Origin of the sequence: Roseovarius lutimaris, from assembly GCF_900115165.1 — a bacterium.
GTDB classification, from domain to species: domain Bacteria; phylum Pseudomonadota; class Alphaproteobacteria; order Rhodobacterales; family Rhodobacteraceae; genus Roseovarius; species Roseovarius lutimaris.
Map to the genome: position 1 here is coordinate 93,240 of NZ_FOVP01000013.1, position 21,516 is coordinate 114,755.

A 21,516-nucleotide genomic window follows, 5' to 3' on the forward strand; every position below is an offset into this window, starting at 1 on the left:
TGTCGAATGGGATCAAAGGCCGACCTCGGCAAGGATGAAATCAGCGATCGCAACCGTGTCATCAAGATTGAAAACCGGACGGTCCAGATCAAGCGGGCTGTCGCTCGCAACTGCGCGAATGGTCGGATCGCCCGGTGCGATCAACGGATTGCCGGTCTCTGCGCGAAAGGCCTCGATCTTGGAATGGCTGTCGCGCTTGTAGCCCTCGACCAGCACCAGATCGACCGGCGCCAGCTTGTCGAGCAGCATCGCCAGCGACGGCTCTTCTTCAGTGCGCAACTCGTGCATAAGCGCAAAGCGGTTGCGCGAGGCCAGCAAGACCTCGGTCGCACCGGCAACCCGGTGGCGGTGGCTGTCCTTGCCCGCATGATCGACGTCAAAGCTGTGATGGGCATGTTTCACCGTCGACACAGTGATGCCGCGCCCGGTGATCTCGGTCACCAGCCGTTCCATCAGACCGGTCTTGCCGGCATTTTTCCAGCCAGTCACGCCGTAAAGCCTCATGCCCCTGCCCCTGATCTGTCCCGCGCCTGTTCAAGGTCTTCGGGGGTGTTGACGTTGAAAAACGGATCGCCCGCCTCCTCGAAAAGTGCCTCGCGTCCACCGTGCTTGTCAGTCCAGATGACCACCTTGCGCAGGCCCGCGCCCAGCGCCGCGCGCAGGTCATCGCGCAACGCCACCGGCCAGAGGCCAAAGGTCGGATGCCGGATCAGGCCTGAGCCGCTCATCGACTTGGTCTCTTGCGCCCCTCGCGGTGTCGCGGCCAGAACCAGCGGAAACGTCATCCCCTCGGCCGCCAAGATCAGCCGCGCCACCAGATCGCGCGGGAAAAACGGTGTATCTGCCGCTACGGTAACGATGCTTTCGGCCCCCTGCGCGGCCGCCCAGTCGAGCCCCGCCAGCACCCCGACCAACGGCCCGGCAAAGCCTTCGATACTGTCGCCCAGAACCGGCAGGTCAAACCCGGCAAACCGCGCAGGATCGCCATTGGCATTCAGCGCAAGCCCCGTCACCTGCGGCCCCAACCGCGCGATCACATGGTCAAGAATGGTCGATGAGCCAAGCCGCAACAGCCCCTTGTCGCCGCCCCCCATGCGGGTGGCGCGCCCGCCCGCGAGAATGACACCAAGCGGCTGTTTCATAAGCGCGGACCTCTCCACGGGCCAATCATGCCGGTGCCCCCTTGCGACGATATTTGTGATCCTCATCGCCCACGGCTTCGGGGTCAGCATCGCGCAAAAGCCGCTCTTCTCCCGAGAGGCAGACAAATCGCTTGCCCCGCATCCGCCCGATCAGGGTCAGTCCGACCTGCCTGGCAATCTCCACCCCCCAGGCGGTAAACCCGGATCGCGACGCCAGAACCGGAATGCCCATCATCGCGGTCTTGATCACCATCTCGGATGTCAGCCGCCCGGTGGTGTACAAAAGCTTGTCCTCCGCCGTAACGCCCTCGCTCAGCATCCAGCCCGCGATTTTATCAACCGCGTTGTGACGCCCGACATCCTCCATATAAACCAGGGGCCGGTCGCCCTGACACAGCACCGTGCCATGGATCGCCCCTGCCTCAAGATACAGCGAGGGCGTGCGGTTGATCTTTGCGGCCAGCGCATAAAGATCAGAAGTCCTGACCTGGACCTGCGGCAGGCGAACGCCCTCAAGCCCCTCCATCATATCACCAAAGACCGTGCCCACGGCGCAGCCGCTGGTCCGGGTCTTTTTCTTCAGCTTTTCCTCATAGGTGGTCTGCCCGTCGGTGCGCACGACGACGGTCTCCAAGTCCTCGTCATACTCCACGCCCCGGACCACCTCGCCCTCGGCCAGCATCCCCTGATTGCGCAGAAACCCAAGCGCTAGATATTGCGGATAATCGCCAATCGTCATCGCCGTCACGATTTCCTGACCGTTGAGGAAAATCGTCAAAGGCCGCTCTTCCACCACGGAAATGCGCATCGGCTGGCCCGCGTGATCGACCCCCTCGACCGCCCGCGTCAAACGCGGTGCCTCAGGATCAGGGGCGATCAGGTAACCGGACAGATCATCGCTCAAGGCCAATTGCATCTCCTCCTTGCATTGGGTACGCCCTTGCCAGAGCGCATGGGCAACTTAGGGGCAAGCGGTGCCAAGGCAAACCACCAAATCAATCTATTGGCAAGGTGTGCGTGATGGCGCGCCGTTTATTCTGGTGATCGTGCCGTTTTCCGTCCTCTTTGGCGTTGTCGCCACCGAGGCCGGTCTGAACGTTCTCGAAACCATGGGCTTTTCAGTGCTTGTGATCGCAGGGGCGGCACAATTCACCGCCTTGCAGCTTCTGTCAGACGGCGCCCCCACCGCGATTGCACTGATTTCGGCACTGGCGGTCAACCTGCGCATGGCGATGTATTCGGCCTCGCTCACCCCCTATATCGGCGGGGCATCCCTGGGCCAACGCGCGCTCGCTGCCTATTTCACCGTCGATCAAAGCTATGCCTGCGCGATCGTCAAATTCGAGGCCAACCCCGGCTGGTCCATCCCGCAACGGCTGTCCTATTTCTTTGGCGTTGTCACGGCGATTTGCCCGCTCTGGTACGTCTTCACCCTCGTCGGCGCGCTCGTCGGCACCTCCATCCCGCAGGGGCTGGCGCTTGATTTCGCGCTGCCGATCACCTTTCTCGCGATGATCGCGCCGATGCTGCGCACCCCGGCCCATCTGGCGGCGGCTTTCGTGTCTGTCACCATGTCGCTCATCTTTGCGTTCCTGCCCTATAACCTCGGCCTGTTGATTGCCGGCGTGGCCGGGATGATGGTTGGCGCACAGGTCGAAGTAACCCGTGAGCGCCGAATCGCACCACCCACAGGGGATGCGTCATGATCGACAAGACCAGCCTCTGGATCGTGATCATTCTTCTCGGCCTCGGCAGTTTCGGCCTGCGCTTTGTCTTCACCGGGCTTATCGGGGATCGCCCCCTGCCTGCCTGGATGCTGCGCCATCTGCGCTATACCGCCGTGGCCGTTTTGCCGGGGCTGGTGGCGCCGCTCGTGGTCTGGCCTGCGGCCACAGATGGCACATTGGATGCCCCCCGCATGGCGGCGGCGCTCATGACGCTTGCGGTGGGGTATTTCACCCGCAACGTGATCCTGGCCATCGTCTTGGGCGCGCTCACCCTTTATGGCGGCCTCGCCCTGCTCGGCTGATACGCCGCAAGCCCCTTCTTCTTGGCTCAAATACTCCGGGGGAGTCGCGCCTTGCGCGACGGGGGCAGCGCCCCCTACTCCCTCGGGGCCGCCGCGCGGCGCAAGCGGTCATTGATCGCCCGCCCCAATCCGTGATCGGGAATGGGCGTGACCGCGATCACACGCGCCCCCTGCGCATCAAGCGCATGCAGGTGGCGAAACAGATTGGCCGCCGCCTCGGTCAGATCGCCCGCCGCCGACAGGTTGAGATCGGCCTCGACCGCGCCAAATCCCAACAGAACCTCGCCGTCCCGACGCTCTGTTGCGTTCAGACGCACAAGGCCGCCGGGGGCGTAATGTGATTGCATCTGTCCCGGTGCGCTAAGCGGATCACCGGCGCCGTGCAGGCGTATCGGCTGACCCAAGGCCGCCTCTATCGCTTCGGCGGGCAATCCGCCGGGGCGCAAAAGCACGGGCGCGTCGGCCAGGCCGACAATGGTCGATTCCACCCCGACCGGGCAGGCGCCACCATCCAGAACTGCCTCGATCCGGCCTGACAGGCCGGCCAATACATGCGCGGCCTGCGTCGGGCTTATCTTCCCGGAAGGGTTCGCCGAAGGCGCCGCCACCGGCCCGTCAAAAGCCTCAAGCAGGCCCTGCGCCACCGGATGCGCCGGCAGGCGCACCGCCAGCGTCGGCAAGTCGGCAGTCACAAGCGACGACAGCCCCGCATCCGGCCTCAATGGCAGCACAAGCGTCAGCGGCCCCGGCCAGAAAGCCCGCGCAAGTACATCCGCAAAATCGTTCCACTCGACATAGGCCCGCGCGATCTCGATGCTGCTGACATGCACGATCAGGGGATTGAAACGCGGCCTCTCCTTGGCCTTGAAAATCCGCGCGACGGCATGATCCTGGCGTGCATCGGCGCCCAGCCCATAGACCGTTTCGGTCGGAAACGCGACAAGCCCCCCGGCGCGCAAAATCGCGGCCGCGCTTGCAAATCCTGCTTCGTCAGGCGAAAGACATGTCGTTTCCAAATTGAAGCGGCCCTTTTTTGACGCGGCGTAGCGGTTGAAGGTCGGCCGCGATTGATTACGCTCTGGTTCAAGGTAAGTTCCATACAGAGGCGCGGCAAGGCTGCCAAGTCGCCCGTACCATAGATCAGGAGATTTCAATGCCGTATCGCGCACCGGTCGAGGACTATCAGTTTCTGTTCGATCATGTTGTCGATCTTGAAAAGGTCGCCGCCACCGACCGCTTTGCTGAGGCCACCCCGGATATGACCGCCGCCATTCTCTCCGAAGCCGGGCGCATGTGCCAAGACGTGCTTTACCCGCTGCAACGCCCGGGCGATCTGCATCCGGCGCGTCTTGAGAACGGCGTTGTGCGCACCTCGCCGGGGTACAGCGATGGCTATCGCGCGATTGCGCAAGGGGGCTGGGTCTCGATCAGCGCCAGCCCCGAGCATGGCGGCATGGGCCTGCCAATGGTGGTAACGACGGCGGTGAACGAGATGATGTCCTCGGCGTGTCTCTCGCTGCAACTCAACCCGCTGATGACCCAGGGCCAGATCGAGGCGCTTGAACATCATGCCAGCGATGCCCTCAAGGAGATCTACCTGCCCAAACTGGTCAGCGGCGACTGGTCCGGCACCATGAACCTGACCGAGCCGCAGGCCGGTTCTGACGTCGGCGCGCTGCGCTCACGCGCCGAGGACAATGGCGATGGCAGCCATGCGATCACTGGCCAGAAGATCTATATCAGCTGGGGCGACAACGATTTCACCGAAAACGTCTGTCACCTTGTGCTGGCGCGCCTGCCCGACGGCGGACCCGGCACCAAGGGCATAAGCCTGTTTCTGGTGCCGAAATTCATCCCCGACGAAAACGGCGCACCGGGGCGTGCCAATTCCCTCAAGGTGGTGAGCCTTGAGCACAAGATGGGTCTGCACGGCAGCCCCACGGCGGTGATGCAGTTTGACGGCGCCACCGGTTGGCTTGTGGGCAAACCGCATGACGGCATGCGCGCGATGTTCACGATGATGAACAACGCCCGTCTCGGCGTCGGCGGACAGGGCATTGGCGTGGCCGAGGGCGCCTATCAGCACGCACTTGCCTATGCGATGGAGCGCAAACAGGGCCGCACCCCGGTTGAAGGCGGCAGCGGCACGATTGTCGATCACGCTGATGTGCGCCGCATGCTCGCCACGATGAAGGCCGATATCTTTGCCGCGCGCAGCATTGCCCTTGCCTGCGCGACGGCGATCGACATGCAGAGCGCGACCGGCGATGCGGCATGGGCCGCGCGCGCCGCGTTTCTGACACCGATTGCCAAGGCCTTTGGCACCGAAACCGGCATGGCGGTCTCGGAAATGGGCGTTCAGGTGCATGGCGGCATGGGCTTTATCGAGGAAACCGGCGCAGCACAGTATTACCGCGACGTGCGCGTCACCGCGATCTATGAGGGCACCAACGGCATTCAGGCGATGGACCTTGCCGCGCGCAAACTGATGGATGGCGGCGAGGCGGCCTTTGCCCTGCTCGATGAAATCGAGGCCTTTGCCGAAACTGCCCGTGGCCAGATGCCCGATCTGGCCGAACCGGTCTGGCAGGCCTCTGAAACGCTGCGCGAGGCGACCGAATGGATGCTGGAGCAAAGCGACCTAAATCAGCGGTTTGCCGGGGCGGCCCCCTTCCTGCGCGCCTTTGCGCGGGTTCTGGGCGGGCATTTCCACCTCAAGGCAGCCTTGGCCGAAGGCGGCAATGGCGCACGGGCGCGCATGGCGCGGTTCTATATCACCCGGCTTTTGCCCGAACACGCCGGGCTATTGGCCCATGCCACATGCGGCGCCGATGATCTTTACGTACTTACCACCGAGGATCTTGGCGCATGATGGACGGCGATGCCGGAATGATCCGCTACCCCTGGGACACACCGCCCGAACCGGGCGAGGCGATTACGGTTGCGCCCGGCGTGCTCTGGCTGCGCCTGCCGCTGCCGATGGTGCTTGATCACGTCAATGTCTATGCGCTTGACGAGGGCGAGAGCTGGACCATTGTCGATACCGGCATTCATTCAAAACGCAGTGTCGGCCTGTGGGAAACCCTTTTGGCCGGGCCGCTTGCGGGCAAACCCGTCAGCCGTGTGATCCTGACCCACCACCATCCCGATCATATCGGCATGGCGGGCTGGTTCATGGATCGCTTCGGCGCCGAGCTTTGGGCGACGCGCACCTCGTGGCTTCTATCGCGGATGCTGATCCTCGATGTCGAGGACGAACCGACACCACAGGCGCTCGCGTTCTGGCGTAGCGCCGGTATGACCCCCGATGTGTTTGAGGCGCGCCGCGCCGAGCGGCCCTATAATTTTGCCGATATCTGTGTCCCGCTTCCGGTGGGCTATACCCGCGTGCAAGAGGGCGAGGTGCTCTATGCGGGCGGGCGCGACTGGGACGTGCGGCTTGGCGGCGGGCATGCGCCCGATCACCTTACCCTGTGGAGCCGCGACGACAATCTGGTCATTGCCGGCGATCAGATCCTGCCCTCGATCAGCCCCAATATCGGCGTCTACCCGACCGAACCCGAGGCCGACCCGCTGGCCGATTGGCTCGCGGCCTGTGCGCGGCTGGCGGAGTTTGCGCGCGACGATCATCTCGTGCTTGGCGGGCATAAATTGCCCTTTACCGGCCTGCCGATGCGGATGCGCCAGCTAAGTGAAAACCACCACGGCGCATTGGCACGCCTGCGCGCGCACCTCAGCACCCCGCGCACCGCCGCCGAGTGTTTTCCGCAGCTTTTCAAACGCAAGATTGATCACGGCACCTATGGGTTGGCCCTTGTCGAGGCGGTTGCGCATCTCAACCATATGCATCAGGCTGGCGAGGTCAGACGCTGGCGCCGCGACGACGGGGCCTGGCTCTGGCAGCTATGTGACAGTTAAACAGGAGTGGCGACATGGACGACAAGATCGAAACCACGGCCGAAGCCGCAGAGGCCCATGCCATGCCGCGCTGTCACGAAGTTCACTCCGACCCGGATCAGCCCTGCATAGGCGCCGCCGCCAAGGCGCTTGCCGAAAAGCCGAACGAGAACAAAAGCCCGGCGCAATGGGCCTATGAGCGGATGATCCTCTATATCCAGAATTTCGAGAAAACCCTTGATGAGGAACACGAGGTCGCGATGGGCTTTGTCGGCGGCGACGCGGGCGTCTTGCGGATTGAAGGCATGGGATATTTTGACCCCGACATCGTGACCTTTTACGGCGAGGATGCCAGCGGCGCGCGCACCCAGCTTGTACAGCATGTGGGCCAGCTTAGCGTGATGCTGCGCGCGATGCCCAAACCGGCGAAAGTGGCCGTGCCCAACCGCATCGGCTTTCGCCTTGCCGAGGACCTTGCAAAAGCGTGACCCCTGCGGCAGCTTGGGTGGTGACAGCCCCGGATAAATACAGTATCCAGCCGCGAGACAAAACAGATTCAGCTATGAAAGAGGATACCCAAATGGCCGATCACAAGCATGGTGAGATGGATATTCAGGTTCAGGAAAAGACCTTTGACGGTTTTGTCAAATACGTCACATGGGCCGTTGTCGTGATCATCGGCGTGCTGATTTTCACCGCGCTGGTCAACGGCTAAGCCGACCCTGCGTGACCTGACGCAGGTTTGAGACAAAAGGGGTTGCCATGCGGGCCTGGATAATTGCGATCGTGGCTGTGTTCGCGCTGGCCGGGTGCGCCGCCGAATCGGTCTGGGCCCCGGACGAGGCGGTGACACGTGCCGCCTATCACCATGAGGGCCCGCCGCGCCTTACGCTTTTTACCATGCTCAACAATCATAGCGATGCGGGCGCGCATACCTCGTTGATGATCAACGGCTCGCAACGGGTCATCTTTGATCCCGCCGGATCGTTCAAACACGAGACCATTCCAGAGCGCAACGATGTGCTTTATGGCATCACCCCGCCGGTCGCGGATGTCTATACCCGCTATCATGCGCGCAAGACCTATCGCGTGCGCATTCAGCGCCTTGATGTCTCGCCTGAACTGGCAGAGCGCGCCATGTCGCTGGCCAAGGCCGCAGGCCCGGTGCCCTCGGCGCAATGTTCGCTTGCGACCTCTCGTATCCTCGCAGAGCTTTTCCCCGGCCAGATCAGCACGTCGTGGCTACCGCGCAAAACCTCGGATGAGTTTGGCGCCATATCCGGGGTGACCACCGAAGAGCTCTATGAATACGACGACGACGACAACAGCAAGGTGCTGCGCGCCTGGACCCCGCCCAAGACCTGATCTTTCGCACATCCCGATCGTGGCTCGCGGACTGTCGGCGGGCAAACGCGGCAGAATGCTCGCTGTCATGACGATTTCGGTGTGTCTGGCTCAAGGGTCGCTATGCGGGACTAAGCCGACCTTGTTCCCGGCGATACCAATGGCTGCTTTTGGGCCCGCGGGACGTGGAGTGAGTAAAGTGGTGACGAGAATATCCTACCCTGCCAAACACTCAAGGACGTACATTGAGAGAGTGTGCGCTGAATGAACTACCAAGCGCGCATGACGAGGTCGCAAAGCAATTTCTTTAGTCTGCTCTTCGGTTCGGCCATGCGCTCCGCTTTTCTTGTTCCGAAGGTACATTGTGCCGTCTACGATACTGTTCAGGCCTGATGCAATTTTCTTTAGGTCTCTGTTCTCCAAGTCTTTTGGGTTTAGGCCAATGTCACTCCTAACCAGCGGCCACAAATCAGATAGCGTTGCCGTTTCATCTTTGAACGGAATTGACTTGTTTTGAAGGTACGCTTTCAAACTGGCTTCAAGGATATTCCCTGCATAATGTACCGCCGCGTTCGGATCGTCATTGACCATCTTTAGCGCTCGATCCATCTCGATTCCTATCGCCTTAAGTCCCCCCTTAGCGACTGTTTCCTGCAAAGATGTCACAGGTGAAGCAGAAGCGGAATCAATGTGTCCACCGGCTCTATAGGATAGCCCTGCCTTCGTCAGAGCGGTTCGAATTTTTGTTTGATTTTGGACTAACGTTTTTGACCAAGCCTCATCTTGGAAATAGCTTCTCGCCGACGGGTCGCGCTCCAAAAAATCTTCCAAAAGTGCGCCTAATACACTTAAGGGTTTGCGACTACGTTTATTGGTTAGCCTTAACCAATCGACGGTCTTTTGAACTTTGTTCCCTTCGGGTTTTTCGTCTGGCGCATCGGCGTAGGCAAAAAGGCGATCAATCTCTGCATGAGTATGTGTTTCACTCATAATCTCCCCCAACAAACCTATGATAGGAGAAGGGATCTTCTCTGAACTATCCAATGTAAATTCCTATGTTCCTTAACTGCGGAGATCGGTTCCTATAGTGCTAATTAGCCCAAACTGGTCTGAGCCAGCACCAAAAATTCGCTTAGGTATGGGCTACTGGAAAGGTTCGCGACCTTCTCACGATCTAATTTGTTTGACGACAATGCAGACATTCGCCCAGAGCGCAGCGTAGGTCAATTCGGGGCTCAAAGTTGACGGTGACCCAGACAAAGAAAGCCCTGTCCCAGGCGGAACAGGGCCTTTTGCTTGGTCCGGGGCCGATTTAGTTGCCGCCGCCGATTACCGACAAACCGCGCAGGATATCAATCGCATAGGCCAGTTGATAATCATCTTCGCGTAGTTTGGCCGCCTCTTCGGCGCGGGCGCGATCTTCTTCGATCTGCTTGATCTCATCCTCGGTCAGGCTGTCGTTTGACAAACGGCCCCGCAGGTCTGCCTCGGAGCGGCTCGGGCGATTTGCGGCGGCTTCATCCTCGGCCGGTGTTTCATCCGCACGGGGGGGCTGTTGCACAAGGATGTCCGGGCTCACGCCGAGCGCCTGAATAGAGCGGCCCGACGGCGTGTAATAGCGCGCGGTGGTCAGACGCATCGCGCCATTGCCACGCAGCGGCATGACCGTCTGAACCGAGCCTTTGCCAAAGCTCTTGGTGCCGACAACGATCGCGCGGTGGTGATCCTGAAGCGCGCCGGCAACGATCTCGGAGGCACTTGCAGAGCCGCCGTTGATCAGCACGACAATCGGCTTGCCATTGGCCAGATCACCGGGCGTCGCATTGAAGCGCTCGCCATCCTGCGGGTTGCGGCCACGGGTGCTGACGATCTCGCCCTTGTCAAGAAACGCATCCGACACCTTGATCGCCTGCGTCAAAAGCCCGCCGGGATTGTTGCGCAGGTCAAGAACGATACCGCTGACACTTTCCTCGCCGCCAAGCTCTTCGATCTTCTCGGCCAATCCGCTTTCAAGGTTGGGATAGGTCTGATCGTTGAAGGTGGTCACCCGAAGCACCACGGCGTTCTGCTCGACGCGCGCACGCACCGCCGTCAGCTTGATGGTGTCACGAATGATCGACACATCAAACGGTTCCGCCTTGCCTTCGCGCACAACGGTGATGATGATCTCGCTGCCGACCGGGCCGCGCATCAGGTCGACCGCCTCGTTCAGAGTCAGGCCCAGAACGCTTTCGCCATCGACATGGGTGATGAAATCGCCTGATTCCATCCCGGCCTGATCGGCGGGGGTGCCATCCATCGGCGAGACAACTTTGACAAAGCCATCTTCCTGCGTAACCTCGATGCCAAGGCCCCCAAATTCGCCACGGGTCTGCACCTGCATGTTTTCGGAATCGTCCGGCGACAGATAGCTGGAGTGCGGATCAAGCGAGGTCAGCATGCCGTTGATCGCCGCCTCAACCAGATCCTTGGTATCGACATCCTCGACATATTGCGCGCGAATGCGTTCAAAAATATCCCCGAACAGATCAAGCTGTTCGTAAACGTCAGTAGAATCGGACGCTTCCTGCGCCAAAAGCGGTGCCGCCACCTGGGTTGTCACAATCGCACCGGTCAAAATACCGGCCGAGGCGGCCATCAGGAATTTTTTCATGTTTCAGTCATCCTTGTCGGTCTTGAACCACGCAAGCGGGTCCACTGGGGAATTGTCTTGTCTGACCTCAATATAGAGCGTCTGCGTCCGTTCGGAACCCATATCCTGAGAATCGGCGGCCAAAAGCAGATCACCCTCTGCGCCCGCACCGCCCATCAACCCGACCGGGCTATTACCGGGAAGCACCTGGCCTGTTTGACCATAGACAACATCCAACCCGGCAAACACCAGCAAAATCCCCGATTGCGGCTCCAGAATGATCACATTTCCGTAGTCAAGCAAGGGGCCGCGATAGCGCACCGTCGCCGCCGCCGGGGTGCGCACAAGGGCGCGCGGGCGGGTGGCGACGACAATACCGGGGCGTTTGATGCCTGCGGCGTCGGCCTCGCCTGCACGGCGCAAAATGGTGCCCTCAACCGGAAGCGGCAAGGCCCCCTTGCGCGCGCTGATATCCGGCAGGCTTCCCGGCGCCTCATCGACCGCGATTTCGCTCAACCCGCTGGCAAAGCCCGAAAGAGTCTCGGTCGAGGCGATCAAAAGCGCGGTTTTAACCGGATCTTCGGTAAAGCGGCGCGGCAGGTTGGTGCGCTCGGCCATTGCAGCACTAAGCGCGCTGCGGGCTTCTTGCACGCCTTCAAGCCCCTCTTGAAGCTTGTTCGCCGCACTTTGTTGCAGGGCGCGCAGCATACTCAACTCCTGAACCTTGTCGCGCAGCGACAGGGCGCGCGCATCAAGCGCCGGGGCAACCTCAGAGAGGATCATGCCCGCCCGCGCCGTGCCCACCGGCCCCGCCGGATGCATCAGCAAGACCGGCACCGGCGCATTGCCCATGGTTTGAAGCACGCCCAGAAGCTGGGCGATTTCTTCGTCGCGCGCGCGCAATTCGGCGGCAAGCGCCTGTTCGCGCACCGCCGCCCGGCGCAGCCCGTCGCGCATCGCCTCAAGCCCGTCCTCGAAGGCGGTGATCGTCTCGGTCAGCGCCTTGACGCGATTTTGCGCGCCCTCGGCCTTGCCAAGCGCCTCTGACGCGCGGCCAAGCCGCTCTGACGCCGCAAGCGCCGCCGTGGCCGGATCGGGCGAGGTCTGCGCCATCGCGGGCTGCGACAAGCCCAATCCGACACAGAAAAGAGCGCGCAATATCATCATGTTATCAGGCTTTTTCCGGTCATTTCCTCGGGCTTTGGCAGGTTCATCAATTCAAGCAGCGTCGGCGCCAGATCGGCCAACCGCCCGCCGGATCGCAGATGCGCGCCCGCAGGCCCCCCGACCAGAATAACCGGCACCGGATTGAGCGTATGCGCGGTATGCGGCCCCCCCGTGACCGGATCAACCATCACTTCGCAATTGCCGTGATCGGCCGTCACGACCATCGCGCCCCCCACCTCGTCCAACGCCTCGACCACCCGGCCAAGGCCCTGATCCACCGCTTCGCAGGCCTTGATCGCGGCCTTTAGGTTGCCGGTATGTCCCACCATGTCGGGATTGGCATAGTTCACCACGATCAGATCATAGTCTTCATGGATCGCGCTGACAAAGTGCGATGTGACCTCATCCGCCGACATCTCGGGCTGCAAATCATAGGTCGCCACATGCGGCGAGGCGGCCATATAGCGATCTTCGCCGGGTTCGGGCACTTCCTTGCCCCCGTTCAGGAAAAAGGTGACATGCGGGTATTTCTCGGTTTCTGCCAGATGGAACTGTCGCAGGCCCTGCTTGGCCACCCATTCGCCAAGCGTGTTGTTGATATCGCGCGACGGAAATACCGTGTCATACCAGGCATTATGCGCCTGGGAATATTCCACCATCCCCAAAAGCGCCGCCCATTCGGGCCGTTTTTCCCGGTCAAAGCTGATAAATGCCGGATCGGCAATCGCCTGAAGAATCTCGCGCGACCGGTCGGCCCGGAAATTGAGGCAAAACACCCCGTCACCGTCGCGCGCGCCAGAGTAGTCCCCAATCGCACTGGCGGCGACAAATTCATCGGATTCAGAGCGCACATAGGCATTGGTCACCGCAGTGCGCGGGCTGGCACACCGGATGCCCTTGCCGCCAACAATGGCGTCATAGGCCTCTTGCACGCGCGCCCAGCGATTGTCGCGATCCATGGCAAAATACCGCCCGATCACGGTGGCGATCCTGACCCCTTCGGGAAGCATCTCGGCAAGGCGTTCAAAGTAGACGCGTGCCGATTTCGGCGCCACATCGCGCCCGTCGGTCAGCGCATGCAAAACCACCGGCACACCGGCATCGGTCATCGCCTTGGCGGCGGCAACGATATGGGTCAGGTGGCCATGCACCCCGCCATCCGACACCAGGCCAATCAGATGCGCGCGCCCACCGCTTTTCTGCAACTTGGCGATAAAGCCTTGCAGGGCGGCATTGTCAAAAAAGCTGCCGTCTTCAATCGCCAGATCAATCTGGCCCAGATCCATCGCCACCACCCGACCGGCGCCGATATTGGTGTGCCCAACCTCGGAATTGCCCATTTGCCCACGCGGCAGGCCAACGTCGGGGCCATGGGTGATCAGGGTGTCATTGGGACAGCGCGCCATCAGCCGGTCAAAGGTCGGGGTCTTGGCCAGATACGGCGCGTTCGCCTCGGTATGCTCACTCAGGCCCCAGCCATCCAGAATACATAAAACGACGGGTTTTGGGGTACGCATAACGGCTCCTGGCTTGGTCTTGCCCGCCTTCTATCCCCTTAGCGCGTCGGGGTGAACCGGTTTAGCGCTAGCACTTTCGCCCGTGCACAAAATACCGCAGGCGCAAACGCAAAACGCGGCCCCGTTTCGGGGGCCGCGCCTGTAATCTTAACCGATGCTAAGGCTTATGCCAGAGCGAGGTTGATCGCGCTTTCGCGGCCGTCACGGCCGGCTTCGATGTCAAATGTTACTTTTTGATCATCTGCAAGACCCGACAAGCCCGACCGTTCTACAGCCGAGATGTGTACGAAAACGTCTTTGCTGCCGCCATCGGGGGCAATAAAGCCGAAGCCTTTAGTTGTGTTGAACCATTTCACGGTGCCAGTAGCCATATCCGTGTTCTCCTAATCTAAATGCTGCCCGCGTTGGTGCGGCAGCCCGGCAAGGTATGTCTGTATCGAAGACTGAGCGCCGGTTTAGGGAGACAGCAGGTCGAAATAGAATAACGTTCGCAAGGTGCATATGAGGGCAAGTCGCAAAAATTGCAAGGTATTTCCACGCTTGCCCCCGATATTAAAGCGGAATTATGCCGCCTATCGCACGAATTTCTTGTGCTTCACGCGCTTGGGTTCAAGGGCGTCGGGGCCAAGGCGGCGCTTTTTGTCCTCTTCATAATCGCTGAAGGCGCCTTCGAACCATTCGACATGCGCGTCGCCCTCAAAGGCAAGAATATGGGTGCAAATCCGATCGAGGAAAAAGCGGTCGTGGCTGATGACCACGGCGCAGCCTGCGAAATCAACCAGCGCATCCTCAAGCGCGCGCAGGGTTTCCACGTCAAGATCGTTGGTCGGCTCATCGAGCAGCAAGACATTGCCGCCATCCTTGAGCAGCCGCGCCATGTGCACCCGGTTGCGCTCACCGCCGGACAAAAGCGAAACTTTCTTTTGCTGATCGCCGCCCTTGAAGTTGAACGACGAACAATAGGCGCGTGCATTCACCTCGGCATCGCCCAGTTTGATGATGTCCTTGCCGTCGGCAATCGCCTCCCAGACGTTGTCATTCGGGGCCAGATCGTCGCGCGACTGATCCACATAAGAGAGCTTGACCGTATCGCCAAACTCGATGGTGCCGGAATCCGGGGCTTCCTGTCCGGTCAGGGTCTTGAACAGCGTCGATTTCCCCGCGCCGTTGGGGCCGATCACCCCGACAATGCCGCCCGGCGGCAGCGAAAAGCTAAGGTCTTCGATCAAGAGCTTGTCGCCCATGTGTTTGGTCAGGCCGTTCACCTCGATTACCTTGTTGCCAAGGCGCGGGCCGTTGGGGATCACGATCTGCGCGCGGGCCAGTTTTTCACGCTCGGATTGCCCGGCCAGCTCGTTATAGGCGTTGATCCGGGCCTTTTGCTTGGCTTGGCGCGCCTTTTGGCCCTGCCGCATCCAGTCAAGTTCGCGCTCAAGCGTCTTTTGCTTGGATTTATCCTCGCGCGCCTCCTGGCTCAGCCGCTTGGCCTTTTGTTCAAGCCAGGACGAATAATTGCCCTCATAGGGCACGCCGCGACCGCGATCCAGTTCGAGAATCCAGCTGGTGATGTCGTCAAGGAAATACCGGTCGTGGGTCACGATCAGGATCGTGCCCTTATAGTCGATCAGATGCTGTTGCAGCCAGGCGATGGTCTCGGCGTCAAGGTGGTTGGTCGGTTCGTCCAACAGCAGCATTTCAGGCGCTTCCAGCAACAGCTTGCACAGGGCGACACGACGGCGTTCACCGCCAGACAGGCTCTCGACATCGGCGTCATCGGGCGGACAGCGCAGCGCTTCCATCGAGATATCGACCTGCGAATCCAGATCCCAGAGGTTCTGGCTGTCGATTTCATCCTGCAACTGCGCCATCTCGTCGGCGGTCTCGTCGCTGTAGTTCATCGCCAGCTCGTTGAAGCGATCAAGCTTGGCTTTCTTGGCCGCAACGCCGAGCATGACGTTGTCCCGCACGTTGAGTGCCGGATCAAGATGCGGTTCCTGCGGCAGATAGCCGACCTTGGCGCCCTCGGCGGCCCAGGCCTCGCCGGTGAAGTCAGTATCGAGCCCAGCCATGATCTTCATCAGGGTCGATTTACCCGACCCGTTCACGCCCACCACGCCGATTTTGACACCGGGCAGAAAGCTAAGGTGAATGTCCTCGAAACATTTCTTGCCGCCCGGATAGGTCTTGGAGACCCCCTGCATGTGATAGACGTATTGATAGGCTGCCATGTGATGCCGCTCCGCTTGGGTATCTGTAATCCACCGCAGGTGATAACGCCCATGGCGCGCAGGGGCAATGGGCTAGCGCAGAGAGCGCACCGACGCGGGCGCGGGCACAGGTGCAACGCCAAAGGGCCTGGACTTTGGCAGCGGATCATGCCCAGACATCCAGGTGATCAAATCCTCGCGGCTCATCGGGCGGGCAAGGCCAAAGCCCTGAATGACCGGACAATTGGCACGGCGCAGCATACTCAGCTGACCTTCGGTTTCGACACCTTCCGCCACCACCTGCATGTCCAGCAGGGTACAGAGGCGGATAATGGCGCGCACGATCACCCGGTTGCGCGGATCACTGTCCAGCCGCGCGATCATCGAGCGATCAAGCTTGATCGCGTCAATCTCGAAGGTGGCCATATGCGACAGGCCGGCATAGCCGGTGCCGAAATCATCAAGCGCCACACGCACGCCAAGCCGCTTGAGGCGCTCGACGGCGGTCACGATATCATGGCCGCTGCCGTCAAGGATGGTGGTTTCCAGCACCTCGATACAGATATGTTCCGGTCGCAAACCGCGTGACTGAAGCCCCCAATCCAACAGGCCAGGATAATTCACATCCGCCAGAATCGAGGCCGAGACATTGATCGACATGGTCATCTGGTCAAAACCGGCGGCATGCAGTTCGGCCAGCGCATCAAGCGCCATGTTCATCGACAGATAGTCGATATCTGCCAGTATCCCCAGACCATCGGCCGCCGCTAGAAAGGCCGAGGGCGGCAACAGGCCACGGCGCGGGTGGCGCCAGCGCACCAGCGCCTCGCAGCCGCAAATCCGGTGATCCGACAGGCGAAGCTGGGGCTGGAGAAAAATTTCAAACTGTTCGCTCGCCAGGGCCTCGCGCAGGTCGCGCGCCAGCTCCTGCCGGGCTTTCTGGGCTTGCCCCAGATGCGGCGTGTAGCAAACAACCTGACCGCGCCCACGCGCCTTGGCACTGTAAAGCGCCTGATCGGCGCGCTGAATCAACGCCTCGCCGGTTTCGGCAAGGCGGTCGGGCATGCAGGCCCCGATTGAGGCACCGATGCGAATCGTCTGGTCCTGCCAGATCAACGGCTGCGCCAGTGTTTCCAGAACGCCATTGGCCCGCTCGATCAATGCCACCTTGTCGCCGGGCCGCAGGCAGATCAACAGAAACTCATCCCCGCCGGTCCGGCACGCCAGATCGCCAGGCGCGCATTTCTCCTTCAGTGCGCGCGCCACATGCACCAGCGTGGCATCCCCCGCGCCGTGGCCAAGCGTGTCATTGATATCCTTGAACTTGTCGATATCAATCACCAGAACGCCGATCTCGCCGCGCGCAACATGATCCGTGACCAGCTTGGAGTGAAGGTAATCCCCAAGCTTCTTGCGATTGGCCAGACCGGTAAGATCATCGTGATGCGCGCTGCGCTTGAGATCGACCTGAATCTGGCGCAACGCCAGTTCGGTATTCACCTGATCGGTCACATCGCGACAGGTCACCACGACCTTTTTCTGATGCGGTTCGGGGCCGAGATCCAGCATCGCAAAACTCTGCTGGTTCCAGAACACCTGACCATTGCGCCGCACGTTCCGGTTAAGCTGATAGCGGCGAAACAGCGGGCTTTCGGGATCATAGCGAAACCTCTCAACCGCATCCCGGTCGGGGCGTTCATTGTCCGGCAGGATAAAGTCCTGCGGCTTGCGGCCGCGCATTTCCTCAAGGCTCCAGCCATACATGTCCTCGCAGGCCGGGTTCGCCCATTCGATCCGCGCCTCGATATCCTGCACCACGATGCCATCGCGAGCCTGTTCAAGGATCAGCCCATAGACCGATTGCATCGCCTCAAGGCCCTCCGGGCGATCTGACCTTGCCTTGTTCTGCACGCCTTTTAGCACCTGCACGAAATCCCCGATTTTTGCAGTCCTTCGTGCCATTCTAGGCAAGGCAAAGTTAACAGAGCATGGCGCCCAGCCCCCCTTCGGCAAATAAACTCGATAAAGTTTTACAGACCGCGCGCCACAACTTATCCGTTGCCCGATGCGCAAAAGGCACGCCATAGTGGTCGCGACCATCACCCCGGAGGAACACCGGCCATGCCCCGCGCCCTGAGCCATCTGTCATGCGCGTTACTGCTCGCTCTTTCGCTGGCGCTTGCGGGCTGTGGCGGTGCGCGCGCGGTGAGCGAAGTCGACGTTATGCCACCCACTTCGGGCGATGACCTGCGGCTTTATTACATCACCGACCGAAACCCAAGCCGCCCCGACGAGGGCGCGCTGATCTATACAGCCACGCGCAGTTCCTCGATGGCCCATGGCACCGCCCATCTGAGCCGCGTGGGCACCGGCAAGCACCCACGGCTCACGTACCTCCACGAGGCGCTGCGCTTTCCAGCGACACCGCTGCCTTTTTCGCAGGACAAGGGTGCCATTCTGCCCGACCTTGCCGCCACTGCGCGCTACGGCGAAAGCTCATCCACCCTGAAGGCAGAGCTTTCACAGGCGCTGCGCGAGAGCGGGCAAGACGAGGTTCTGCTTTATGTGCATGGCTTTAACAGCAACTTTGAGGAGTCAATCGAAACCCTTGCCCGCGTCTGGCGCAGCGTCGGCGAAGGGCCGGTGCCGCTTGCCTATAGCTGGCCTGCGGGCAATCCGGGGCTTTTCGGCTATTTCAAGGATCGCGAAAGCGGCGAGTTTTCGATCTTTCACCTCAAGGAAACTCTGCGCCTGATCACCGCCACACCGGGGGTGGGGCGCATCCATATCATCGCCCATAGCCGCGGCAGCGACGTGGTGACCACTGCGCTGCGGGAATTGGTGATCGAGACCCGCGCCGCCGGGCGCAACCCGCGCCAGAGCCTGCGGATCGAGAACCTTATCCTGGCCGCGCCCGATCTTGATTTCGGCGTGGTGCGTCAACGTCTGGTTGCCGAAAAATTCGGCCCCGCCTTTGGCCGGATCACCGTTTACATCAACCCCGAGGACAGCGCCCTTGGTCTGGCCCAGACTCTGATGGCGGGCACCCGCTTTGGCCGCATTTCCTATAATGAGCTTGATCCGAAAGAGCGCGACATCTTCGCCCTGATCGGCAATGTGGATTTCATCAATGTCAGTGCCGTTGCCGGTAAATCAAGCCATGCCTATTTTCGCAACAACCCCGAAGTGCTGATGGATATGGCCGCGCTGCTAAGTTCCGAGGCGCCCCCCGACAGCCCTAGGCGCAACCTGATCCACACCGAGGCCAATTTCTGGCGCCTGCTGTTGCCGCGCGATCTGCGCGCGCCGATTGATCGTGTCGATCGCTGATCGCCCGCGCCTTGACCTGTGTTTTCGCTTTACACTGCGCGCGTGGCTCGCAATGAAAGGGCGATGACATACGCCCTGCCCCCTTCGCATCCCGGTCAGGTGATCGGCCTTTTGGGCGGATCCTTTGATCCGCCGCATGTCGGCCACCTGCACATCAGCCGCGAGGCGCTCAAGCGGTTCGGGCTTGACCGGCTTTGGTGGCTGGTCAGCCCCGGCAATCCGCTCAAGGCGCGTGGCCCCGCCCCGCTTGAACGGCGGATGAAGGCGGCGCGCGACCTTGTCGATCATCCGCGTATTGATGTGACCGATTTCGAGGCCGAGGCCGGCACGCGCTATACTGCCGAGACCCTGCGGGCGCTGATCCGGGCACGACCGGGCGTGCGCTTTGTCTGGTTGATGGGGGCCGATAACCTGGCCCAGTTCCATCTCTGGCAGGATTGGCGCAAGATCATGAATACCGTGCCGGTCGGCGTTCTGGCCCGCCCCGGCCAGAGGATTTCGGCGCGCATGTCGCCCGCCGCGCGGATCTTTGACCATGCCCGCCTTGGCGCGCACCAGTGCCACCGACTTGGGCGGATGGACGCCCCGGCCTGGTGTTTCGTCAATGTCCCGATGATGGCGATTTCATCAACCCGGCTGCGCCAGAACGGAGCCTGGTCAGATGTTCCGCAAAAGTGACGCAGCCGTGACCGCGAATGCCGATTGCACCGCGACGCGCGCTGCGCTTTACTCTGTGGCATGAGCAAAGGATTTTCCAGACGTGCCTTTCTTGGCACCGCGCTATCGGCGCTTGCCGTGCCCGCATGGGCCGGCGCGCCAAGCGTTTCCCTGCGCCCCCAGGCGCGGCCGGGAGATTTTGCCCGCACCGTTGCCACCCGCGGCCCAAGTGCGCCCAGCACCCGGGCGCTGATTGCCGAGGCCAAATTATCGGGGCGCGTCGGCTTTGCGGTGAGCGATGCCAAAACCGGGCTTGTTCTGGAACAGGGCGATGGCGCGCTCGGCCTGCCGCCCGCCAGCGTGACCAAGGCGGTCACAGCGCTTTACGGGCTTGAGACGCTCGGTGCAAACCATCGGTTCCAGACCCGTCTTATCGCGACCGGGCCGATCTCGAACGGGATACTTCAGGGCGATCTTATCCTGGCCGGGGGCGGCGACCCGACGCTTGACACGAACGCCCTTGCGGGCATGGCCGCCGCCTTGAAAAAGAAGGGCCTGCGCGAGGTGCGCGGCAAGTTCCTGGTCTGGGGCGGGGCAGTGCCGTTCCTGCGCGCGATTGACGAGACCCAGCCAGAGCATGCCGGTTATAACCCGTCGCTTTCGGGGCTGAACCTGAATTACAACCGGGTGCATTTTGAGTGGAAGCGCAGCGGCGGCAATTATGCCATCACCATGGATGCGCGATCCGACAAATATCGCCCCGATGTCACCATGGCGCGCATGCGCATCGCCGAGCGCACGAGCCCGGTTTACACCTATCGTGCCACGGGCGCGCGCGATGACTGGACCGTGGCACGCCGCGCCCTTGGCAATGGCGGCGCGCGGTGGTTGCCGGTGCGCCAGCCCGAACTTTACGCAGGCGAGGTCTTTGCCACCTTTGCCCGCGCGCAGGGCCTCAAGCTTGGCAAACCAGGGATCACCAAGAGCACGCCCTCGGGCACCACGCTTGTCACCCATCAAAGCGACACCCTGAGCAAGATCCTGCGCGGCATGCTGCGCTATTCCACCAACCTGACGGCGGAAATGATCGGCCTTGCCGCAAGTGCTGCACGGCTTGGCAAACCCGTAAACCTGCGCGCCTCGGCGCGGGAAATGACCGCCTGGGCGAAATCCAGCCTTGGGATGAGCAGCGCAAAGCTGGTTGATCATTCAGGGCTTGGCGATGCGTCACGCCTGACGGCGTCATCCATGGCGGGCGCGCTTGGGCGGGCCCATCGCGCGGGGCTATTGAAACCGCTGTTGCGCGACATCCCGCTGCGCGACACGCGCGGGCGCGCCCTCAAGTCGCAGCCGGTAAAAGTGGTGGCGAAAACCGGCACGCTCTATTTCGTAAGCGCGCTTGCCGGCTATATGACCACACCAGACGGCGCCGAAATGGCGTTTGCCATTTTCACCGCCAGCGACAGCCTGCGCGCCAAGGTAAACTCGGCGCAGGATGAGCGCCCGCCCGGTGCCGCCTCGTGGAACAGGCGCGCGAAAAAGCTGCAACAGGCGTTGATTGAACGCTGGGGCACGGTTTATGGCGGATAGCCAG

The 21,516-nt window shown here is 61.4% G+C and carries 21 protein-coding genes; 10 read left to right on the forward strand and 11 right to left on the reverse strand.

Annotation, left to right across the window (positions count from 1 at the left end):
• Nucleotides 1-12: 12 nt before the first annotated feature.
• Genes mobB through fdhD form a run of 3 tightly spaced genes read right to left on the reverse strand, consistent with a single transcriptional unit; the run spans nt 13 to nt 2,058 of the window.
• Nucleotides 13-504, reverse strand: coding sequence for a molybdopterin-guanine dinucleotide biosynthesis protein B (gene mobB, locus BMZ91_RS12535; protein WP_092839327.1), 492 nt, complete (start codon nt 502-504; stop codon nt 13-15).
• Complete coding sequence (gene mobA, locus BMZ91_RS12540; RefSeq protein ID WP_092839330.1) at nt 501-1,142, reverse strand: molybdenum cofactor guanylyltransferase MobA; 642 nt, start codon at nt 1,140-1,142, stop codon at nt 501-503. The genes mobB and mobA overlap by 4 nt, the downstream gene beginning before the upstream one ends.
• Before the next feature lie 25 nt (nt 1,143-1,167).
• The gene (gene fdhD, locus BMZ91_RS12545) at nt 1,168-2,058 is read right to left on the reverse strand and encodes a formate dehydrogenase accessory sulfurtransferase FdhD (RefSeq protein ID WP_092839332.1); all 891 of its coding nucleotides are present in this window, start codon (nt 2,056-2,058) and stop codon (nt 1,168-1,170) included.
• 58 nt (nt 2,059-2,116) lie between these two features.
• On the opposite strand from fdhD, the gene BMZ91_RS12550 reads away from it, so the two are divergent.
• Together BMZ91_RS12550 and BMZ91_RS12555 are read left to right on the forward strand one after the other, a co-directional pair.
• On the forward strand, nt 2,117-2,848 hold the full coding sequence (locus BMZ91_RS12550) for an AzlC family ABC transporter permease (RefSeq protein WP_092839335.1): 732 nt from the start codon (nt 2,117-2,119) through the stop codon (nt 2,846-2,848).
• Complete coding sequence (locus tag BMZ91_RS12555) at nt 2,845-3,171, forward strand: AzlD domain-containing protein (RefSeq protein ID WP_092839338.1); 327 nt, start codon at nt 2,845-2,847, stop codon at nt 3,169-3,171. The genes BMZ91_RS12550 and BMZ91_RS12555 overlap by 4 nt, the downstream gene beginning before the upstream one ends.
• A 74-nt stretch (nt 3,172-3,245) precedes the next feature.
• Here BMZ91_RS12555 and BMZ91_RS12560 read toward each other — a convergent pair whose 3' ends face one another.
• On the reverse strand, nt 3,246-4,187 hold the full coding sequence (locus tag BMZ91_RS12560; RefSeq protein WP_092839435.1) for an L-threonylcarbamoyladenylate synthase: 942 nt from the start codon (nt 4,185-4,187) through the stop codon (nt 3,246-3,248).
• A 137-nt stretch (nt 4,188-4,324) separates the two neighbouring features.
• On the opposite strand from BMZ91_RS12560, the gene BMZ91_RS12565 reads away from it, so the two are divergent.
• The 5 genes from BMZ91_RS12565 to BMZ91_RS12585 all read left to right on the forward strand — a co-directional run bounded on the left by BMZ91_RS12565 (nt 4,325) and on the right by BMZ91_RS12585 (nt 8,433).
• Nucleotides 4,325-6,043, forward strand: a complete 1,719-nt coding sequence (locus BMZ91_RS12565) for an acyl-CoA dehydrogenase (RefSeq protein ID WP_092839340.1) — start codon at nt 4,325-4,327, stop codon at nt 6,041-6,043.
• Nucleotides 6,040-7,089 (forward strand): MBL fold metallo-hydrolase, encoded by a 1,050-nt coding sequence (locus BMZ91_RS12570; RefSeq protein ID WP_425441573.1) that lies wholly within the window; start codon nt 6,040-6,042, stop codon nt 7,087-7,089. The genes BMZ91_RS12565 and BMZ91_RS12570 overlap by 4 nt, the downstream gene beginning before the upstream one ends.
• Nucleotides 7,090-7,103: 14 nt before the next feature.
• The gene (locus tag BMZ91_RS12575; RefSeq protein ID WP_092839345.1) at nt 7,104-7,556 is read left to right on the forward strand and encodes a hypothetical protein; all 453 of its coding nucleotides are present in this window, start codon (nt 7,104-7,106) and stop codon (nt 7,554-7,556) included.
• A gap of 74 nt (nt 7,557-7,630) precedes the next feature.
• Entirely contained in the window at nt 7,631-7,783 is a 153-nt protein-coding gene (locus BMZ91_RS12580; protein WP_425441574.1) for an aa3-type cytochrome c oxidase subunit IV, read from the forward strand.
• Between the two features lie 47 nt (nt 7,784-7,830).
• A complete protein-coding gene (locus tag BMZ91_RS12585) occupies nt 7,831-8,433 on the forward strand; it encodes a hypothetical protein (protein ID WP_177193863.1) in 603 nt (200 codons plus the stop codon).
• A gap of 195 nt (nt 8,434-8,628) precedes the next feature.
• Here BMZ91_RS12585 and BMZ91_RS12590 read toward each other — a convergent pair whose 3' ends face one another.
• The 7 genes from BMZ91_RS12590 to BMZ91_RS12620 all read right to left on the reverse strand — a co-directional run bounded on the left by BMZ91_RS12590 (nt 8,629) and on the right by BMZ91_RS12620 (nt 17,864).
• Nucleotides 8,629-9,456: an abortive infection family protein gene (locus BMZ91_RS12590; RefSeq protein ID WP_245736355.1), complete on the reverse strand. Its 828-nt coding sequence runs from the start codon at nt 9,454-9,456 to the stop codon at nt 8,629-8,631.
• 268 nt (nt 9,457-9,724) lie between these two features.
• The gene (locus BMZ91_RS12595) at nt 9,725-11,065 is read right to left on the reverse strand and encodes a S41 family peptidase (protein ID WP_092839347.1); all 1,341 of its coding nucleotides are present in this window, start codon (nt 11,063-11,065) and stop codon (nt 9,725-9,727) included.
• Nucleotides 11,066-11,068: 3 nt separating this feature from the next.
• Entirely contained in the window at nt 11,069-12,211 is a 1,143-nt protein-coding gene (locus tag BMZ91_RS12600) for a murein hydrolase activator EnvC family protein (protein ID WP_092839349.1), read from the reverse strand.
• Nucleotides 12,208-13,728 carry a 2,3-bisphosphoglycerate-independent phosphoglycerate mutase gene (gene gpmI, locus BMZ91_RS12605; protein ID WP_092839351.1) on the reverse strand — a complete coding sequence of 507 codons (1,521 nt, stop codon included), beginning with the start codon at nt 13,726-13,728 and terminating at the stop codon, nt 12,208-12,210. The genes BMZ91_RS12600 and gpmI overlap by 4 nt, the downstream gene beginning before the upstream one ends.
• 164 nt (nt 13,729-13,892) lie before the next feature.
• Nucleotides 13,893-14,099, reverse strand: a complete 207-nt coding sequence (locus tag BMZ91_RS12610) for a cold-shock protein (RefSeq protein ID WP_073200690.1) — start codon at nt 14,097-14,099, stop codon at nt 13,893-13,895.
• A gap of 201 nt (nt 14,100-14,300) precedes the next feature.
• Nucleotides 14,301-15,956: an energy-dependent translational throttle protein EttA gene (ettA, locus tag BMZ91_RS12615; RefSeq protein ID WP_092839353.1), complete on the reverse strand. Its 1,656-nt coding sequence runs from the start codon at nt 15,954-15,956 to the stop codon at nt 14,301-14,303.
• A gap of 72 nt (nt 15,957-16,028) precedes the next feature.
• Nucleotides 16,029-17,864, reverse strand: a complete 1,836-nt coding sequence (locus tag BMZ91_RS12620) for a putative bifunctional diguanylate cyclase/phosphodiesterase (RefSeq protein WP_177193864.1) — start codon at nt 17,862-17,864, stop codon at nt 16,029-16,031.
• A 192-nt stretch (nt 17,865-18,056) separates the two neighbouring features.
• Between BMZ91_RS12620 and BMZ91_RS12625 the strand changes: the two genes are divergently transcribed.
• The 3 genes from BMZ91_RS12625 (at nt 18,057) to dacB (ending at nt 21,512) form a co-directional block, all read left to right on the forward strand.
• Nucleotides 18,057-19,265 (forward strand): alpha/beta hydrolase, encoded by a 1,209-nt coding sequence (locus BMZ91_RS12625; RefSeq protein ID WP_092839358.1) that lies wholly within the window; start codon nt 18,057-18,059, stop codon nt 19,263-19,265.
• A 63-nt stretch (nt 19,266-19,328) separates the two neighbouring features.
• Nucleotides 19,329-19,943 (forward strand): nicotinate-nucleotide adenylyltransferase, encoded by a 615-nt coding sequence (locus tag BMZ91_RS12630; RefSeq protein WP_092839447.1) that lies wholly within the window; start codon nt 19,329-19,331, stop codon nt 19,941-19,943.
• A gap of 60 nt (nt 19,944-20,003) precedes the next feature.
• Nucleotides 20,004-21,512 (forward strand): D-alanyl-D-alanine carboxypeptidase/D-alanyl-D-alanine endopeptidase, encoded by a 1,509-nt coding sequence (gene dacB, locus BMZ91_RS12635; protein WP_092839361.1) that lies wholly within the window; start codon nt 20,004-20,006, stop codon nt 21,510-21,512.
• The last annotated feature ends 4 nt before the right edge of the window (nt 21,513-21,516 follow it).

Coding starts and splice junctions, on each gene's coding strand:
- BMZ91_RS12565 (WP_092839340.1), top strand. CDS start 4,325: ATGCCGTATCGCGCACCGGTCGAGGACTATCAGTTTCTGTTCGATCAT.
- BMZ91_RS12555 (WP_092839338.1), top strand. CDS start 2,845: ATGATCGACAAGACCAGCCTCTGGATCGTGATCATTCTTCTCGGCCTC.
- BMZ91_RS12595 (WP_092839347.1), bottom strand. CDS start 11,065: ATGAAAAAATTCCTGATGGCCGCCTCGGCCGGTATTTTGACCGGTGCG.
- BMZ91_RS12625 (WP_092839358.1), top strand. CDS start 18,057: ATGCCCCGCGCCCTGAGCCATCTGTCATGCGCGTTACTGCTCGCTCTT.
- mobB (WP_092839327.1), bottom strand. CDS start 504: ATGAGGCTTTACGGCGTGACTGGCTGGAAAAATGCCGGCAAGACCGGT.
- gpmI (WP_092839351.1), bottom strand. CDS start 13,728: ATGCGTACCCCAAAACCCGTCGTTTTATGTATTCTGGATGGCTGGGGC.
- mobA (WP_092839330.1), bottom strand. CDS start 1,142: ATGAAACAGCCGCTTGGTGTCATTCTCGCGGGCGGGCGCGCCACCCGC.
- BMZ91_RS12630 (WP_092839447.1), top strand. CDS start 19,329: ATGACATACGCCCTGCCCCCTTCGCATCCCGGTCAGGTGATCGGCCTT.
- BMZ91_RS12585 (WP_177193863.1), top strand. CDS start 7,831: ATGCGGGCCTGGATAATTGCGATCGTGGCTGTGTTCGCGCTGGCCGGG.
- dacB (WP_092839361.1), top strand. CDS start 20,004: ATGAGCAAAGGATTTTCCAGACGTGCCTTTCTTGGCACCGCGCTATCG.
- BMZ91_RS12610 (WP_073200690.1), bottom strand. CDS start 14,099: ATGGCTACTGGCACCGTGAAATGGTTCAACACAACTAAAGGCTTCGGC.
- fdhD (WP_092839332.1), bottom strand. CDS start 2,058: ATGCAATTGGCCTTGAGCGATGATCTGTCCGGTTACCTGATCGCCCCT.
- BMZ91_RS12570 (WP_425441573.1), top strand. CDS start 6,040: ATGATGGACGGCGATGCCGGAATGATCCGCTACCCCTGGGACACACCG.
- BMZ91_RS12575 (WP_092839345.1), top strand. CDS start 7,104: ATGGACGACAAGATCGAAACCACGGCCGAAGCCGCAGAGGCCCATGCC.
- BMZ91_RS12580 (WP_425441574.1), top strand. CDS start 7,631: ATGAAAGAGGATACCCAAATGGCCGATCACAAGCATGGTGAGATGGAT.
- BMZ91_RS12600 (WP_092839349.1), bottom strand. CDS start 12,211: ATGATGATATTGCGCGCTCTTTTCTGTGTCGGATTGGGCTTGTCGCAG.
- ettA (WP_092839353.1), bottom strand. CDS start 15,956: ATGGCAGCCTATCAATACGTCTATCACATGCAGGGGGTCTCCAAGACC.